15 protein-coding genes and 2 pseudogenes are annotated in these 16,284 nt (G+C 69.3%); 9 read left to right on the plus strand and 8 right to left on the minus strand.

Annotated features, from left to right (window positions below):
• Window positions 1-397: DUF1707 SHOCT-like domain-containing protein (locus AIIKEEIJ_RS04010; protein WP_443217089.1), on the minus strand; the 397-nt coding region annotated here is incomplete at its 3' end.
• A gap of 97 nt (window positions 398-494) precedes the next feature.
• Here AIIKEEIJ_RS04010 and AIIKEEIJ_RS04015 point away from each other — a divergent pair.
• The 3 genes from AIIKEEIJ_RS04015 (at window position 495) to AIIKEEIJ_RS04025 (ending at window position 5,352) form a co-directional block, all read left to right on the plus strand.
• A complete protein-coding gene (locus AIIKEEIJ_RS04015) occupies window positions 495-917 on the plus strand; it encodes a DUF5318 domain-containing protein (protein WP_065923290.1) in 423 nt (140 codons plus the stop codon).
• 319 nt (window positions 918-1,236) lie between these two features.
• Window positions 1,237-3,765 carry a transglycosylase domain-containing protein gene (locus AIIKEEIJ_RS04020; RefSeq protein WP_238406198.1) on the plus strand — a complete coding sequence of 843 codons (2,529 nt, stop codon included), beginning with the start codon at window positions 1,237-1,239 and terminating at the stop codon, window positions 3,763-3,765.
• Window positions 3,766-3,774: 9 nt separating this feature from the next.
• The gene (locus tag AIIKEEIJ_RS04025) at window positions 3,775-5,352 is read left to right on the plus strand and encodes a glycosyltransferase 87 family protein (RefSeq protein ID WP_161994988.1); all 1,578 of its coding nucleotides are present in this window, start codon (window positions 3,775-3,777) and stop codon (window positions 5,350-5,352) included.
• Between the two features lie 99 nt (window positions 5,353-5,451).
• On the opposite strand, the gene AIIKEEIJ_RS04030 is transcribed toward AIIKEEIJ_RS04025, so the two are convergent.
• The 4 genes from AIIKEEIJ_RS04030 to AIIKEEIJ_RS04045 form a co-directional block, all read right to left on the minus strand.
• A complete protein-coding gene (locus AIIKEEIJ_RS04030) occupies window positions 5,452-5,865 on the minus strand; it encodes a DUF2752 domain-containing protein (RefSeq protein WP_161994989.1) in 414 nt (137 codons plus the stop codon).
• An 11-nt stretch (window positions 5,866-5,876) separates the two neighbouring features.
• Entirely contained in the window at window positions 5,877-6,227 is a 351-nt protein-coding gene (locus tag AIIKEEIJ_RS04035) for a CD225/dispanin family protein (RefSeq protein ID WP_006932305.1), read from the minus strand.
• Between the two features lie 76 nt (window positions 6,228-6,303).
• Window positions 6,304-6,903, minus strand: coding sequence for a GNAT family N-acetyltransferase (locus AIIKEEIJ_RS04040; RefSeq protein WP_006932307.1), 600 nt, complete (start codon window positions 6,901-6,903; stop codon window positions 6,304-6,306).
• Window positions 6,900-8,243 carry a glycosyltransferase 87 family protein gene (locus AIIKEEIJ_RS04045; RefSeq protein WP_202916554.1) on the minus strand — a complete coding sequence of 448 codons (1,344 nt, stop codon included), beginning with the start codon at window positions 8,241-8,243 and terminating at the stop codon, window positions 6,900-6,902. Before AIIKEEIJ_RS04045 ends, AIIKEEIJ_RS04040 begins: the two co-directional genes overlap by 4 nt.
• Before the next feature lie 130 nt (window positions 8,244-8,373).
• On the opposite strand from AIIKEEIJ_RS04045, the gene rpsF reads away from it, so the two are divergent.
• The 5 genes from rpsF to dnaB all read left to right on the plus strand — a co-directional run bounded on the left by rpsF (window position 8,374) and on the right by dnaB (window position 12,676).
• Window positions 8,374-8,661 (plus strand): 30S ribosomal protein S6, encoded by a 288-nt coding sequence (gene rpsF, locus AIIKEEIJ_RS04050; RefSeq protein WP_003938619.1) that lies wholly within the window; start codon window positions 8,374-8,376, stop codon window positions 8,659-8,661.
• A 64-nt stretch (window positions 8,662-8,725) separates the two neighbouring features.
• Complete coding sequence (locus AIIKEEIJ_RS04055; protein ID WP_029546705.1) at window positions 8,726-9,232, plus strand: single-stranded DNA-binding protein; 507 nt, start codon at window positions 8,726-8,728, stop codon at window positions 9,230-9,232.
• Between the two features lie 43 nt (window positions 9,233-9,275).
• Window positions 9,276-9,518 carry a 30S ribosomal protein S18 gene (gene rpsR / locus AIIKEEIJ_RS04060; RefSeq protein ID WP_003938621.1) on the plus strand — a complete coding sequence of 81 codons (243 nt, stop codon included), beginning with the start codon at window positions 9,276-9,278 and terminating at the stop codon, window positions 9,516-9,518.
• 19 nt (window positions 9,519-9,537) lie between these two features.
• Window positions 9,538-9,993 (plus strand): 50S ribosomal protein L9, encoded by a 456-nt coding sequence (gene rplI, locus AIIKEEIJ_RS04065; protein ID WP_006932315.1) that lies wholly within the window; start codon window positions 9,538-9,540, stop codon window positions 9,991-9,993.
• Between the two features lie 472 nt (window positions 9,994-10,465).
• Complete coding sequence (dnaB, locus tag AIIKEEIJ_RS04070) at window positions 10,466-12,676, plus strand: replicative DNA helicase (protein WP_161994991.1); 2,211 nt, start codon at window positions 10,466-10,468, stop codon at window positions 12,674-12,676.
• Between the two features lie 328 nt (window positions 12,677-13,004).
• On the opposite strand, the pseudogene AIIKEEIJ_RS04075 reads toward dnaB, so the two are convergent.
• Window positions 13,005-13,499: pseudogene (locus AIIKEEIJ_RS04075) on the minus strand (TauD/TfdA dioxygenase family protein); the annotation flags it as partial.
• Between the two features lie 125 nt (window positions 13,500-13,624).
• Between AIIKEEIJ_RS04075 and AIIKEEIJ_RS04080 the strand changes: the two are divergent.
• Window positions 13,625-14,518: an IS5 family transposase gene (locus AIIKEEIJ_RS04080; RefSeq protein ID WP_161994992.1), complete on the plus strand. Its 894-nt coding sequence runs from the start codon at window positions 13,625-13,627 to the stop codon at window positions 14,516-14,518.
• Between the two features lie 25 nt (window positions 14,519-14,543).
• Here AIIKEEIJ_RS04080 and AIIKEEIJ_RS04085 read toward each other — a convergent pair.
• Together AIIKEEIJ_RS04085 and AIIKEEIJ_RS04090 are read right to left on the minus strand one after the other, a co-directional pair.
• Window positions 14,544-14,909, minus strand: a pseudogene (locus AIIKEEIJ_RS04085) (TauD/TfdA dioxygenase family protein); the annotation flags it as partial.
• A 158-nt stretch (window positions 14,910-15,067) separates the two neighbouring features.
• Window positions 15,068-16,284: NtaA/DmoA family FMN-dependent monooxygenase (locus AIIKEEIJ_RS04090; protein WP_161994993.1), on the minus strand; the 1,217-nt coding region annotated here is incomplete at its 5' end.

Here is a 16,284-nt window from a genome sequence, read left to right on the forward strand (position 1 = left end):
CCACGATCGGATCGACACCGTCGTCGGGGACCGCCACCGGCGCGGCGGGCTGCTCCCGCACCGCCGCGGGTCCCGGCGCCGGGCCGTCCCCATCCGACAGCATCACCGCCGCGCCGGCCGCCGCAGCCGCCACCGCGACCGTCACGGCGGCGGCCCGTCGCAGACCGGGCCGGCGGCCCGGCGGCGGCGCTGCGAGGTCCCCGGAATCCTCCGGTGGCTGCAGGTCGCGGACCAGGTCCGCGAGCTCGCCCAGCGTCTTTGCGGACATCGCCCGGGCCGTCCGATCCCGGTGCTCCCCAAAATCGAGCTGGCCGTCGGCGTAGGCGGTGTCGAGACGGCCACAGACCAGTGCCCGGTCGATGTCGCGTGCCCGCGTTCGCGGCGTGTGTCGGCTCACCACCCGGGCAGCCTAGAACGCCCGATATGGGCGCGTCGCGCAGTCGCGCGCCCCACACCCCGCCCACCCACGTGCCGTCCGCACGTACTCTGGACCCGTGCGGATACAGCGGCAGGTGGTGGACTACGCGCTGCAGCGCAGGTCGCTGCTCGCCCAGGTCTACTCGGGGCGGACCGGCGTCGCAGAGGTGTGCGACGCCAGCCCCTACCTGCTCCGCGCCGCCAAGTTCCACGGTCGGGGCAGTGACGTGGTCTGCCCGATCTGCCGCAAGGAGCAGCTGACACTCGTGTCGTGGGTGTTCGGCGACAAGCTCGGCCCGGTGTCCGGGTCGGCCCGCACCGCGGAGGAACTGGTCCGCCTGGCCGCCAGCCAGGAGGAGTTCTCCGTCCACGTGGTCGAGGTGTGCCGCACGTGCAGCTGGAACCACCTTGTCCAGTCCTATGTCCTGGGGGCGGAACCCGCGCCCAAGCGGCCCCGCCGCAGGTCGACCGGCCAGAGCCGCCGCACCGCGAGCGAGTGAGCCGTGCGCGACCCCTGCTGAACCGCCCCGTCCCCGGTGACCCCGTCCCCCTGTGACACTGCACTGCCCGAAGAACACTGCACTGCCCGAACGCGCGCTGCCCGACGAGACCGAAGTCTGCAGACGTGAAACGAGGACGCGTGCCACCGCGTCCGCGCTACCGGTTGGAGATGAGTACGTGAGTTCCCCCCACAACGATCCGCAGGGCGAACGGCCGAGGCCGCCGTACGGGAACGGACCGGCAGGTCCCCCGCCGCCGCGGCGACCGGGACCCGTGGGGGGACCCCCGCCCGGACGCGCACCCGGGGGTGGGCCGCCCATGGATCGGCGGATGCCGCCGCCGGGACGCCCCTATCCGCCGCAGCCGCGCCCCCAGCAGGGCGGGCCGCAGCCGTACCCGCCGCAGCAGTTCGCCGCGGGGAACCCACAAGCGCCGCGACCGCAGCAGCCGCCGCAGGACCGCACCCGACAACTGCCGCCCCAGAACCGGCCCCCGGTGCCGAACCAGAACCGTCAGCAGCCGCCCAACCGGCCGGCCGGCGGCCCGCCCGGGCCCGGCGGGCGTCCCCCCACGCCTCCGCCCACCGCGCGCGGTGGTGGCGACGAGCCGCCCCGCGGTGGTGGCGAGCCCAAGTCGACGCGCTGGCGCACCGTGCGGCGCGTCGGCTACGCGGCCGTGGCGCTGGCTCTGGTACTGCCCATCCTCGCGTTCATGCTGGCCTACGTCGTCCAGGAGGTCCCGCGACCCGGTGACCTGAAGACCAACCAGGTGGCCACCGTCTACGCGGCCGACGGCTCGACCGTCATCACCAAGGTGGTGCCGCCCGAAGGCAACCGCACCGAGGTGCGGCTCGACGAGATTCCCGAGCACGTCCGCAACGCCGTGCTCGCCGCCGAGGACCGCGACTTCTACAGCAACCCGGGATTCTCGGTCAGCGGCTTCGCCCGCGCGGCCCGCGACAACATCCTCGGCCGGGAGAGCGCCGGCGGTGGTTCGACCATCACCCAGCAGTACGTGAAGACGGCGCTGGTCGGATCCGAGCGCACCCTCACCCGCAAGATGAAGGAACTCGTCCTCGCGTCCAAGATGGCCAACCAGTGGTCCAAGGACGACATCCTCGCCGCCTACCTGAACACCATCTACTTCGGGCGCGGTGCGTACGGCATCGCCGCCGCCTCCACGGCGTACTTCGGCAAGCCGGTCGGCGAGCTCAGCGTCGAGGAGGGCGCGGTGCTCGCCTCCTCCATCCAGCTGCCGTCGCTGCTGGACCCGGAGACCAACCCGGAGGGCGCCCAGGCGCGCTGGAACTACGTCCTCGACGGGATGGTGTCCGCCGGCACCCTGAACGCGGCCGACCGGGCGTCGATGCAGTACCCGCGGTACGTGCCGCTGGCCGAGGTCGACAACGGCGGCCAGAGCAACGGGCCGGAGGGCCTGCTGCGCAACCAGGTGCTCCGGGAGCTCTCCGAGGAAGGCATCGACGAGACCCTGCTCAACACCGAGGGACTCCAGATCACCACCACGATCGACCCACAGGCGCAGGAGGCCGCGCTCGACGCCGTCCGCACCAACATGGAGGGCGAGCCGGAGGAGCTGCGCACCGCCGTCGTGTCCGTCGATCCGCGCAGCGGCGCCGTCCGCGCCTACTACGGCGGCGACGACGGCGCCGGGTTCGATTTCGCCCAGTCCGGCCTGCAGACCGGATCGTCGTTCAAGGTGTTCGGCCTGGCCGCCAACCTCGACCAGGGCAACCCGTTGTCCGCCATGTACGACAGCGGCCCGCTCACCGTCAACGGCATCTCGATCGGCAACGTCGAAGGCGAGAACTGCGGCACCTGCACCATCGCCGAGGCGCTGAAGCGGTCGCTCAACACCAGCTTCTACCGGATGATGCTCGAGATGGACAACGGCCCGCAGGCCATCGCCGACATGGCGCACCAGCTCGGCATCCCCGAGGAGATCCCCGGGGTCGGCGAGACCCTCACCGAGCCGGGCGGCATCGGCCCCAACTACGGCATTGTGCTCGGGCAGTACCAGTCCCGCGTGATCGACATGGCGTCGGCGTATGCGACGCTCGCCGCGTCCGGCACCTACCACGAGCCCTACTTCGTGCAGAAGGTCGTCACCGCCGACGGCACGGTGCTGCTCGACCGCGGCACCCCGGCCGGGGAACAGCGGGTCGACGAGGCCGTCGCCGACAACACCACCGCCGCGATGATGCCGATCGCCGCGTACTCCAACGGGCACGCCCTCGCCGGCGGCCGGCCGTCCGCCTCCAAGACCGGCACCGCCCAGCTCGGGGACACCGGCTCGAACAAGGACGCCTGGATGGTCGGCTACACGCCGTCGCTGTCCACGGCCGTGTGGGTCGGCACCGAACAGGGCCTGCCCCTGGAGAACAGCTGGGGCGGCATGATCTACGGCTCCGGCCTGCCGTCGGACATCTGGAAGGACACGATGGACGGCGCCCTCGACGGCACCGACGTCGAGAAGTTCCCGACGCCCGAACCGATCGCCGGACAGGCCGGCGTGCCGGCGTACTCCGCGCCGGCGCCGCCGAAGACCACGACGCCGACCCCCACGACGACCGAGCGGACGACGCCGGAGCTGCCCACGCCGCCGGAGATCACGACCCGCAACGTCGAGATCCTCCCGGGCGTGACCATCCCCATGCCGGGGGTGGCGCCGCAGACGACCACGCAGCGGGTGCCCACGCCGACTCCCACCACGGAGGCGGACACGCCGGGCTTCGGGACACAGGACGACTCGACCGGCACCGGTGAAGACCAGCAGTCCGGCAACAGCCGGTTCCAGGAGGACCCCGTCGGCGCCACACCCGGCGGGTAGCCTCGCGGGGTGACCGAGAAGAGAGAGCTCGCGTCGCCGGGTCCGCTCGTCGCAGACCGCCGATCCGCGGACTGGCGCGACGCACCCGGATGGACCGACCCGACGGTGTCGCGCCTGTCCACCGTCATCGGCGGACCCGTCGGGCGGTACGCCCTGCTCGGACGCACTCGCTTCTTCACGCCGCTGCGCGCGATGCTGCTCCTCGCGGTGGTGTTCCTCGCCCTCGGCTGGTTCACCAAGGCCGCCTGCATCCAGCAGGGACCGGTCGGCGAGGGCGGCGCGCTCGGACTGGACTGGAGCGACAACCGGCAGTACGTCGCCATGTGCTACTCCGACGTCGTGCCGCTCTACGGCGCCGAACGCCTGAGTACCGGCGCCTTCCCGTACAAGACGTCGTGGGAGGAGCCCGGCCCGGACGGGCAGACCCAGGTCCGGTACATGGAGTATCCGGTCCTCGCCGGCCTCTACCAGTACGTCTCGATGCGAGCCGCGAAGGCCTGGGACGCCACGTCGTGGCTTCCGGGCGGCCTGCAGGTGGCGATCTACTTCGACATCGTCGCCGTCGGTCTCGCCATGGCCTGGCTGGCCACCGTGTGGGCCACCGCCCTCTCCGCCGGCCGCCGCATCTGGGACGCGGCGCTCGTCGCCGCCTCGCCGCTGGTCGTCGTGCACGCCTTCACCAACTTCGATGCGCTCGCCACCGCGTTCGCAGCCGGCGGGTTGCTGGCCTGGGCGCGACGGCGACCGGTGCTCGCCGGGGTGCTGCTCGGACTCGGTGCCGCCACCAAGCTGTATCCGCTGCTGCTGTTCGGCCCGCTGTTGCTGCTGTGCCTGCGCACCGGGAAGCTGCGGGCGCTCGGGCAGGCGGCCGGTGCCGCGGCCGTCGCGTGGCTCGTGGTGAACCTGCCGATCATGGTCCTCTACCCGCGCGGCTGGGCCGAGTTCTTCCGGCTCAACACCGACCGCGGCGCGGACCCCGATTCGATCTACAACGTCGTGCGGTCGCTGACCGGCTGGTCCGGCTGGGACACCTCCACGCTGAACTCGGTGTCGCTGCTGCTGTTCGCCGTGGCCTGCGCCGGCATCGCGTGGCTCGCGTGGACGGCTCCGCGCCGCCCCCGCCTCGCCCAGCTGTGCTTCCTCGTGGTTGCCGCGTTCCTGCTCACCAACAAGGTGTGGAGCCCCCAGTACTCGCTGTGGCTGGTGCCGCTCGCCGTGCTGGCTCTGCCGCACCGGCGGATCCTGCTGGCGTGGATGACGATCGACGCCCTCGTCTGGGTGCCGCGCATGTACTTCTATCTCGGCGCCGAGAACAAGGGCCTGCCCGAGCAGTGGTTCACGACCACCGTCCTGCTGCGCGACCTCGCGGTCGTGGCGCTGTGCGCGCTCGTCGTCCGGCAGATTCTCCTGCCGGCCGAAGATCTCGTGCGCTACGGCTTCGTCGACGACCCCGTGGGTGGCGTGCTCGACCATGCCCCCGACGCTCCCCCGCGCCGGCTCCCGGGCCGTCTCCGTCCCGGCATCCGGCGGACATCACCTCCCGAATCGGCCGATCGGCAGACACCCGCGACGAGCACCGTCCCGTAGCCCCGGCCCGAGCCGCGCGCGGCGGGTGCTGCCTGCGCGCGTAAAAACTTGCGCGGGAAGCATTTTCGCGCGCAAGTGCTCGTCCGCGACGAGCGCCGTCTACACGCGGAGCGCGTTGAAGGGCGCGACGGGGAGGTTGCGGACGACGAACCAGCCCAGCACGACCCACAGCACGAGCTGCGGCGCCCACCGCCACTGGTACCACTGGGCGATCCGGTGGCCACGGACCCGGCCGGCCGTCCACACGGCGAACGACCACCCCAGGAGAAGCACGGCGAGCACCCCGAGCGCGTTGTACCGCAGGGCGGCCGGAACATCGAGATGCAGCAGCGAATACAGCATCCGCGACGATCCGCACCCGGGACACCAGATGCCGAACAGGACGCGGGTTGGGCACGGCGGGATCGGGCCGCCCGGCGTCGTCGGGTCGGCCCACGCGACGGCCGCGCACACACACGCCGACACGGCCGCCACCCCGACGGGTGCGGCGAGCCGGGCGGCGAGCGTCTGCACGACCGGATGCCTCAGTAGCTCGACGACGAGACCGCCGCGGCGAGGACGACGATGTAGAAGACGACGATCACCACCCACACCGCCACGCTCGCCACCACCGACCAGATCGCCCACTTCTTCGCGTCGTCGGCCGCCCGGCGTGCGGCATCGAACTGGCCCTGCGCCCACAGGGAGTTGACCTGGCTCGCCTTGATGATCGAGACGACACCGAGCGGCAGGCAGCACAGGATCGTCGTGAGAATGCCCCACACCAGGTTGTTCTCGGGCGGCGGCCCGAACTGCGGGCCGGGATAGTACCCGTATCCGCCCGGCGGGGGATAACCGCCCGGATTGTTCGGCGGGTACTGCGGATAGTCGCTCATCGTCGTCCTCGATCACCCCATCGGGATCCCAGCCTGTTCCGGGGTCCCCCCGCGCGGAAGGGTAGACCAGCCGCGGTCACCTGGCGAGACGGTCGGCCACCCGCGCCTCGAGACCCACCCGGGCGGCCGGCCAGTCGTCGTCGGTCATCGCGAACAGCGCGGTGGTGCGCCAACTGCCGTCGCGGCGCCGCCGATGCTTGCGCAGCAAGCCCTCGAACCCGGCTCCGAGCCGGGTGATCGCCGCGCGCGACTGCGCGTTGTGTTCGTCGGTGTGCCACTCCACGCGGACCGCGCCGAGATCGTCGAAGGCGCGGCGCAGCAACAGCAGTTTCGACTCGGGATTGGCGGCGCCACCGTGCACCGCGCGCGAGAGCCACGTGTGCCCGACCGCCAGCGTCCGGTGCCGGGGATCGATCAGGTAGTACGACGTGGTGCCGACAACGGCGCCGACGAACTTGTCGACGACCGCGTACGGCAGGCGGTCCGGATCGTCGAGCGCGGTACGGACGAACGCGTCGGCGTCGTCACGTGTCCGGAGGTCGGCGGACGTCCACCGGAAGATCGCGTCGGCATCGTCGACGGCCGCGAGCAGGCCGGGCGCGTGTCCCGCGGCCAGCGGTTCGAGGCGAATCCGCGTGCCGTCGAGCGCCGGCTGTTCGTACCAGGCCGTGCTCATCCGGGTTTTCCGCTCATCGCCGGCATCCGGGGCCGCTCCTCGTCGGGTGGGGTCGGGTCGGGCCGGCGCAGCGGCGCGCCGGCGAACACGAAGAACAGTACGACGAGCAGCACGGCCCGGCCCCACACCCCGACGAGGGTGAGCAGCAGCGGGATCGTGGTGTCGGTCCGGGTCATGGTCGCGTCGAACCACAGGAACACGCCGATGCCGATCGCGAGGTCCACGGTGAGGTACGAGACGATCAGCGGCCACCGCACCCGCAGCAGCACCAGGAACGGCAGCAACCACAGGGTGTACTGCGGCGAATGCACCTTGTGCAGCAGCAGGAATCCGCACAGCATCGCGGCGCCGACCGCCACCCAGGGATAGCAGCCGTCGCGACGGTACCGCCGCCACCCCAGCCACAGCGCCAGCGCGAAGGCGGCGCAGATCAGCAACGGCGAGACGACGGAGACGAGGTCGTTGTACTCGGCCGTGACCTCGGTGTCCTGATAGCCCCCGACGAGGGGCCGCAGCCCCCAGTACCAGATCGAATTGCTCGTGGCGTCGGCCGCGCGGTTGCCCTGGAACTCGAACGATGCGCGCCACCCCGGATACCCGAGCAGCGCGAACGGCAGGTTCACGGCGATCACCGTCGCCGCCGCCGCGGCGCCCACCGCCACCGCGCCCCGCACGTCCCGCCGCGGCCCGGGCTCGTCCCCGCCGGTGAGGACGTATGCGATCAGCGGCAGCACGAAGATGCCGGGATACACCTTGAGGCAGGACCCGATGGCGAGCAGGACGGCGGCGATCACCGCGCGGGTGCGCAGCGGCCAGCGGCGCACCCCGAGCACGGCGACGGCCCCGACGGTGGTCGCGACGACGGGCAGGTCCCAGTTCAGGAACGCGTACATCACGAGGGGCGGCGTGGCCGACCAGAGCAGCGCGGCCCACCCGGCCAGCCGGCCGAGGTACCAGGCGACGAGCAGGCCGAACGGTGCCAGCAGCAGCGCGGAGTGCAGGAGGAACTCGGCGTCGGTGTCGGCGCGCAGGGCCCCCACCCACATGAGGATGCCGCTGAGCACCGGGTACTCGACGGTGCCGCCGGTGAGCACGCCGTCGCGGGTGATGCCGCCGTCGAGGAACGGGAACAGGTGCAGGTTGATGCCGCGACCGATCCACAACTGCTGGATGTCGGAGTAGCAGACCGTGGCGTCCTTGACCGCGTCGAAACGCACGCTGCGCCCCTGCGGGTCGAACGGTGGTGCGGCGCAGCGGGCCTTGTTCAGGTAGCCGAGCCACATGGCGAGCGCGCACGTCACGACGGCGACGAGCGCGGGCGTCCGGGAACTCGTGCGCATGTTCTTCACCCTAGGCGAATTTCGCTGGTCAAGGGCGCATCGTGTAGCCTGCATGGGTTGCTGACGCAACGACCCTCCTGTCACGGACCGTCCGTGACCGCCCATAGTCCATAGGAGGTGATGAGGTCTTATGCGTCATTACGAACTGATGGTCATTCTCGACCCCAGCCTGGACGAGCGCACTGTCGCCCCGTCGCTGGATACGTTCCTCAACGTCGTTCGCCAGGACGGCGGCAAGATCGACAAGGTCGACGTGTGGGGTAAGCGTCGTCTCGCGTACGAGATCGCCAAGCACAGCGAAGGCATCTACGCGGTGATCGACATCAGCGCTACGCCCGCCACGGTTGCGGAGCTGGATCGCCAGCTCGGCCTGAACGAGTCGGTGCTCCGCACCAAGGTTCTGCGCCACGGCAAGTGAGTCTGTCGGCGTCCGGCCGTAGGCTCGGGCGCATCAGGACTCCACACACAGCAGGAGGAACCACATGGCAGGCGACACCGTCATCACCGTCATCGGCAATCTGACGGCTGATCCCGAGCTGCGTTTCACCCCGGCGGGAGCTGCGGTCGCGAACTTCACCGTCGCGTCGACGCCCCGCATCTTCGACCGTCAGTCCAACGAGTGGAAAGACGGCGAGGCGCTGTTCCTGCGCTGCAACATCTGGCGCGAGGCGGCGGAGAACGTGGCCGAGAGCTTGACCCGTGGCTCGCGCGTGATCGTGCAGGGCCGCCTCAAGCAGCGCAGCTACGAGACGCGTGAAGGCGAGAAGCGCACTGTCGTGGAGCTCGAGGTCGACGAGATCGGCCCCTCGCTCCGCTACGCGACGGCCAAGGTCAACAAGGCCAGCCGTGGCGGTGGCGGGGGCGGCTTCGGTGGTTCCTCCGGAGGATCGGGTGGGGCTCGTGCCAGCGCGAGCACCGGCGGGGACGACCCGTGGGGCAGCGCGCCGGCGGCGGGCTCCTTCGGCGGGGACGACGAACCCCCGTTCTGATCCGACCTTCGATCGGAACATTCGGAAAGTACGGAGAAAGACCATGCCTAAGGCGCCCGCGCGCGAAAAGGTTTTGAAGAAGAAGGTCTGCACCTTCTGCAAGGAAAAGAACGTGCAGATCGACTACAAGGACACGACGCTGCTGCGTAAGTACGTCAGCGATCGCGGCAAGATCCGCGCTCGCCGTGTCACGGGCAACTGCGTGCAGCACCAGCGCGACGTTGCCATCGCTGTGAAGAACTCGCGTGAGGTGGCCCTGCTTCCTTACGTCTCGACGGCTCGCTAAGGAAAGGGAGGGACACACGATGAAGCTCATTCTCACCGCTGACGTGGACAACCTCGGTGCGCCTGGCGACACCGTCGAGGTCAAGGACGGCTACGGCCGCAACTACCTGCTGCCCCGCGGCCTGGCGATCGTCGCCACCCGTGGTGCCCAGAAGCAGGTCGAGGGCATCCGCCGCGCTCAGGAGGCTCGTGCGGTGCGCGGCCTCGATCATGCCAAGGAGCTCAAGGCCGCCATCGAGGGCCTCGAGAACGTCTCCCTGGCCGTGAAGACCGCCGGGGACTCGGGCAAGCTGTTCGGCTCCGTCACCGCGGCCGACGTCGCCGGCGCCATCAAGGCCGCCGGTGGTCCGGTCGTCGACAAGCGCATCATCGAGCTGCCGAAGGCGCACATCAAGTCGACCGGCAAGCACACGGTCGTCGTGAAGCTGCACCCGGACGTGACCGCGAAGTTCGATCTGAACGTCGTGGCCGCCTGATTCCGGCTCCCGAAGAGCCCTGCACACACTGTGTGCAGGGCTCTTCGTCGTCTTTCCACAGGGGCTGTGGATAACCCCACAGGGGTACCGGTAGGTTTGTGATCCGCGGCACGGCATTCCGGGGCCGGGAGGACGGAACACGCCCGGAAACACATCCGTGGCGACACGCCGAATCGATTGTTCTCCACACCTGTGAAAGTCGTTTTTCCCGGTCTGAACAGCAGCGATGCGAAGTGTGAGATGCGTTGTCCCCAGGTTGTCCCCAAGGGGTGCACAAGGCCGTCCTCCCCTTTCCACAATTCATCCACAGTTGTGTGCACAGGCGGATTTGGACGCCGCCCTCCGAGTGCCTAACGTCGAGCGCGCGCGTCCCGGACGACGTGTCGGTGGGGCCGGGTAGAAGTGGTGTCGAGCGCCGGTGGACGGGGTCTGTCCGCGGCGGAGGTGCCGAGAAGGGGAAGGACGGCGTCGCGTGGCTGTAGTAGACGATCGGGGCCATTCCGACTACCCGGGACCGCCCGAGGAGCCGGCCGGCGACTTCGGCCGCCAGCCCCCGCAGGACATGGTTGCGGAGCAGTCCGTGCTCGGTGGCATGCTGCTCAGCAAGGACGCCATCGCCGACGTGCTCGAAGTGCTGCGGCCCGGCGACTTCTACCGTCCCGCCCATCAGGCCGTCTACGACGCCGTCCTCGACCTCTACAGCCGCGGTGAGCCCGCCGACCCCGTCACGGTGTCCGCGGAACTCGACCGGCGCGGAGAACTCCGCCGCATCGGCGGCGCCGCCTACCTGGTGACCCTGACCCAGACCGTGCCCACCGCTGCGAACGCGAGCTACTACGCCGAGATCGTCGCCGAGAAGGCCATCCTGCGCCGCCTCGTCGAGGCCGGAACGCGCATCGTCCAGTACGGCTACGCCGGCTCCGAGGGCCAGGACGTCGCCGAGGTCGTCGACCGGGCCCAGGCCGAGATCTTCGAGGTCTCCGAGCGCCGCACATCCGAGGACTTCGTCCCGCTCGAAGAGCTGCTGCAGCCCACCATGGACGAGATCGACTCGATCGCCAGCCGCGGCGGCATCTCCCTCGGTGTGCCCACCGGATTCGCCGAGCTCGACGAGGTCACCAACGGCCTCCATCCCGGGCAGATGATCATCGTCGCCGCCCGTCCTGGCGTCGGCAAGGCGCTGGCCCTCGACACTCCCCTGCCCACCCCCAGCGGTTGGACGACCATGGGCGAGGTCGCCGCCGGCGACGAACTCCTCGACGCCCACGGCCGCCCCACCCGGGTGCTGGCCGCCACCGAGGTGTTGCACGGCCGGCCGTGCTTCGAGGTGGAATTCTCCGACGGCACCGTCCTCGTCGCCGACGAACAGCACCAGTGGGTCACCTCCGACGGCGGCCCGTCGCGCGTGCGTACCACCGGGGAGATCGCCGCGTCCCTCGCGGACGGTCACGTCGTCGGCAATGTCGCCGCGCTGCAGCTGCCCGTCGCCGATCTGCCCGTCGCCCCGTTCACCCTCGGCGCCTGGCTCGGCGGCCCCTCCGCCGATCCCCACGTGCACATGCGGGTGCAGGGCGAGGGCGGGTTCGCCGAGGAACTCATGACGCTCGGCGCCCGCATCCCCGGCGCCTACCAGCGGGCGTCGGAACGGCAGCGGCGCGAGCTGCTCGCCGGTCTGCTCGACGCCGGCGGCCACGTCGGCGACGACGGCACCGTCCGCTTCGAATCCGACTGCGCCCGACTGCGCGACGACGTCGCCGAGCTCCTGGCCGGCCTCGGCTACACCTGCACCACCACCGGCTCCACGGTGCGCTTCGCCACCGACGACGACGTCTTCGTCCTCCCCAGTAAGGCCAAGGCGCACAAGGAGACCCGCACGGGGATGCCGCGGCAACGCCGCATCGTCGCCGTCCGCCCCGTCGAGTCCGTGCCGGTGCGGTGCGTCGAGGTCGACGGCGAGCACCTGTACCTCGCCGGACGGTCCATGATCCCCACCCACAACTCCACGCTCGGCATGGACTTCCTGCGGTCCTGCTCCGTCAAGCACGGCATGGCCTCCGTCATGTTCTCCCTCGAGATGGGCAAGACCGAAATCGTCATGCGGCTGCTCTCGGCCGAGGCGAAGATCAAACTCGGCGACATGCGTTCGGGCCGCATGACCGACGACGACTGGACCCGGCTCGCCCGGCGGATGAGCGAGATCAGCGAAGCGCCGCTGTACATCGACGACTCCCCCAACCTGACGATGATGGAGATCCGCGCAAAGGCGCGGCGCCTCAAGCAGAAACACGACATCCGGCTGATCGTCGTCGACTACCTGCAGCTGATGACCTCCGGTAAGAAGGTCGAGTCCCGCCAGCAGGAGGTCTCCGAATTCTCCCGCAGCCTCAAGCTTCTCGCGAAGGAGCTCGAGGTCCCGGTGGTCGCGATCTGTCAGCTCAACCGTGGCCCCGAGCAGCGCACCGACAAGAAGCCCATGGTCTCCGACCTTCGCGAGTCGGGATCGCTCGAACAGGATGCGGACATGGTGATCCTGCTGCACCGGCCCGACGCATTCGAACGTGACGACCCGCGCGGTGGCGAGGCGGACCTGATCCTCGGCAAGCACCGCAACGGTCCGACCGCCACCATCACCGTCGCGCACCAGCTGCACCTGTCGCGGTTCGTGGACATGGCGCGGGGCTGACAGCAGCGGCTGGATCCCGGCCACTGGAAGATATGAGAACCCGGAGCCGAATCTCGGAGAGACCCAGGTACGGTGGGCCACTGCGCAATGACCGAATGAAGGGGTGCAAGCGACAGATCCGGCGCCGTCAGGTCCGCCCGGAACGTCACCCGACTCCGATGTGCCTCGCGTCGTCGAGCATCCGACTCACGACGCTGCGAAGGCATCGGCCGGTTTGCGGAACGGACATCCTTCCGCGAATCTCCGGACAACTGTGCCCCAAGGTCTTGAAAGACCCTGGCAGATATGACAAATCGACCCAGGTCGAGCCTCAGCACCGCTGGTGCGGCTAGACCGGGGTGTCGCCCTGCAAGGTGATGCGATGCATGACCCGATGCTCGCTTCCGTAGTCGCGGTTCGCGTAGTGGACCGTGCTGCGGTTGTCCCACAGAACCAGATCCCCGAGGCGCCAGCGGTGCCGGACGATGTGTTCCGGTTTGGTGAGATGGGCGTAGAGAAGGTCCAGGATGCCACGGCTTTCGGCCTCGGAGAGGCCGACGATGTGGGATGTGAATCCAGGATTGACGAACAGCCCCTTTCGGCCGGTCTCGGGGTGCACCCGGACAACGGGGTGCTCCACCGGTGGGAGCGACGTCACCTGTTGCCCGTCCCACACGTTGCCCTTTCCGCCGCGCTTCTGGGCAAGGTAGTGCCCGAACTCACGGTTGCCGTCGTGCACCGCGCGCAAGCGGCCGATCATGTCCTGAACCGGAGTCGACAACGACTCGTACGCGAGCTGGCTGTCGGCCCAGCAGGTGTCGCCCCCGGACGGCGGCAGCACTAGGCCGTGTTTCAAGAGTGATCTTGAACCGCGTTCCCGCAGGAAGGGGTGTCGCAGTCGTGGAATGAGTGAGGTCTCCGGTATCTGGGTTTAGCGACCAAGCAAAACCTGAGTATCTCGGAGACCTCGTGCCCAGCGTAGCGGTAGCGGGGCGAGCGGACCTGACCGACGTGCAGTGGGCGCGTCTGGCTCCGCTGCTGCCTTGCGCCAAGAAGAACGGCCGTCCACCGAAGTGGACGAAACGCCAGCTCATCGACGGAATCCGCTGGCGCATCCGCGTCGGCGCGCCCTGGCGGGACGTCCCGGACCGCTACGGACCCTGGCAGACCGTGTACGGGCTGTTCCGCCGCTGGCAACGCGACGGGGTGTGGGCGCAGGTCCTGACCGGGTTGCAGACGATCGCCGATGCCGCTGGCGAGGTCGTCTGGGACGTCAGCGTCGATTCGGCCATCATGCGGGCGCATCAGCACGCCGCCGGCGCCCGCCGCGACGGTGACGAGCAGGCCGAGCCTGCCGGTGGTGTCGTGATCGAACCAGTCGACCACGCGCTGGGGCGTTCGCGGGGTGGGTGGACGACGAAACTGCATCTGGCGTGCGAACAGCATCGGCGCCCGCTCGCGCTGCTGCTCACCGCCGGTCAGCATGGTGACAGTCCGCAGTTCGCTGCCGTGTGGGACGCGATCCGAGTGCCTCGATCAGGTGCCGGGCGGGCACGGACACGGCCGGATCGGGTGTTGGCGGACAAGGCCTATAGTTCCCGGGCGAACCGGTCCTATCTGCGCCGTCGTCGGATCAAGGCCACCATCGCGATCCCGTCCGATCAGCTCGCCCACCGCCGCAACCGCGGCTCCGGCGGTGGGCGGCCCCCAGTGTTCGATCGCACCGTCTACCGGCAACGGCATGCGGTCGAGTGCGGCATCAATCAACTCAAGCAGTTCCGGGCGGTGGCCACGCGCTACGACAAGCTCGCGGTGCGATACCTGGCCACCGTCCAGGTCGCTGCGATCAGCCAGTGGTTATGAGGCAGCGGGCTTTTGAAACACGGCCTAGAGGTCGAAGGATGGAGCCGAGCGGGGGCCGCTTCATGAACGTCACGTCGGTGTGCCAGACATCGGCGAACCCGTTGTCCTGGCTGTCGAGCGCATAGACCTCCTGGGCCATGTTACCGCTGTCGTGCACGGGGTGGCCCGCGGTGAGCTGACCGAGGCGCCGACCGAACTCGATGTGGCTCGCATCGTCGAGGGACTGCCCGCGCAGCACAAGCACCTTGTGCTGCGTCAGCGCCGCCCGCACCGCCGAGATCTCGGCGTCGGTGGCCGACGCGACGTCGAGTCCGCTGATCTCGGCACCGAAACGTGGACCGAGCTTGTCCAGTGTCAGCGTCGCCACCGTGGCGTCGAATGCAGTGCTCATGATGTCTTGTTCCGTTCACTGGGGAGTTGTCATACGGCAGCCGCCCCGACCTCAGCGCGCAGCGCCGCGTACTCGCGTGATCCACGCAGTTCGTCGGCGCCGACGCCGGTACCGGATGAGGCGGAAACGAAAAACCCGGCCGGGGCGGTCTCCGTCGATCAGGCGCCGACGCTCACCGGGCGCGGCACGGGGGTCAGGCCGGCCTTGCCGAGGCCGAGATGATCACGCAGTGTGTTGCCGGTGTAGTCGGTGCGGAACAGATCCCTCCGCTGAAGTTCCGGCACGACCAGATCGACGAAGTCGTCGAAGGTCCCCGGTGCCTGGGCTGCCGAGAGGATGTACCCGTCGGCCTCACCACCGTGGAATCCCTCTTCGATCTGATCGGCGATCTGCGACGGTGTGCCGACGAACTGCGGCAGCAGAACGCCTTGGGCGTAGAGTTTCCCGATGTCGCGCAACGTCAGGTTGTCCTCGACGCTCAGCCGACGCGCGACATCGAACAGGCCTTGCGTTCCCGGAACAGCGATATCCTCGATCGGTGCGTCCAAGTCGTACTGCGAGAAGTCGTGGTCGGTGTGTACAGACAGTGTGATCAGCCCGGAGATCGGATCGGCCAGCTCGTTGTGGAACGCCTGCTTCTCGCGCGCGATGGATTCGGTTTCGCCGACGAACGGCACGAACGACGGAAAGATCTTGATGTCGTCGGGATTCCGGCCGAAGTCCGAGGCCCGGGACTTCACATCGTCGTAGTAGGCCTTCCGGCCCTCCCTGGTCGGATCGATCTCGAATATCGCCTCGGCCCAACGGGCGGCGAAGTCCTTGCCGACCGACGAGGAGCCGGCCTGAATGATCACGGGGCGGCTCTGCGGTGAGTGCGGAACCGTCAGCGGTCCGCGTGTGGTGAACCACTCCCCGGCGTGGTCGACGGTGCGCACCTTGTCCGGATCGGCGAACACCCCCGTCGCCTTGTCCTGGACCAGGGCGTCGCGGTCCCAGCTGCCCCACAGCTTGAATGCGACCTCGAGGAACTCGTGCGCCCGTTCGTACCGCTCGTCGTGCCCGAGATGGTCCTCGATGCCGAAGTTCCGGGCTTCGGCCTGATTGAGCGACGTCACGACGTTCCACCCGACGCGGCCCCTGGAGAGGTGATCCAGCGTGCCGAAGATCCTCGCCACCTCATAGGGATGGAAGTACGTCGTCGACTTGGTGATCGCCAGCCCGAGCTTCTCGGTCACGTTCACCAGGCTCGATGCCACGAGTGTGGGATCGATGGTGGCCGAGGCCTGGGTACCATGGCTCAGCGGCACGCGGATGTCGTTGCTGTACCGCACGGGTGTGGCGAGCAGATCCGCGAAGAAGAGGAAGTCGAACTTCC

The organism is Rhodococcus sp. YH1 (assembly GCF_009939605.1).
GTDB classification, from domain to species: domain Bacteria; phylum Actinomycetota; class Actinomycetes; order Mycobacteriales; family Mycobacteriaceae; genus Rhodococcus; species Rhodococcus aetherivorans.

Bases quoted from the DNA above. Each gene is read 5' to 3' on its own strand.
- AIIKEEIJ_RS04055 (WP_029546705.1), top strand. From the start codon at position 8,726: ATGGCAGGCGACACCGTCATCACCGTCATCGGCAATCTGACGGCTGAT.
- AIIKEEIJ_RS04020 (WP_238406198.1), top strand. From the start codon at position 1,237: ATGGATCGGCGGATGCCGCCGCCGGGACGCCCCTATCCGCCGCAGCCG.
- AIIKEEIJ_RS04035 (WP_006932305.1), bottom strand. From the start codon at position 6,227: ATGAGCGACTATCCGCAGTACCCGCCGAACAATCCGGGCGGTTATCCC.
- rplI (WP_006932315.1), top strand. From the start codon at position 9,538: ATGAAGCTCATTCTCACCGCTGACGTGGACAACCTCGGTGCGCCTGGC.
- rpsR (WP_003938621.1), top strand. From the start codon at position 9,276: ATGCCTAAGGCGCCCGCGCGCGAAAAGGTTTTGAAGAAGAAGGTCTGC.
- AIIKEEIJ_RS04040 (WP_006932307.1), bottom strand. From the start codon at position 6,903: ATGAGCACGGCCTGGTACGAACAGCCGGCGCTCGACGGCACGCGGATT.
- AIIKEEIJ_RS04045 (WP_202916554.1), bottom strand. From the start codon at position 8,243: ATGCGCACGAGTTCCCGGACGCCCGCGCTCGTCGCCGTCGTGACGTGC.
- rpsF (WP_003938619.1), top strand. From the start codon at position 8,374: ATGCGTCATTACGAACTGATGGTCATTCTCGACCCCAGCCTGGACGAG.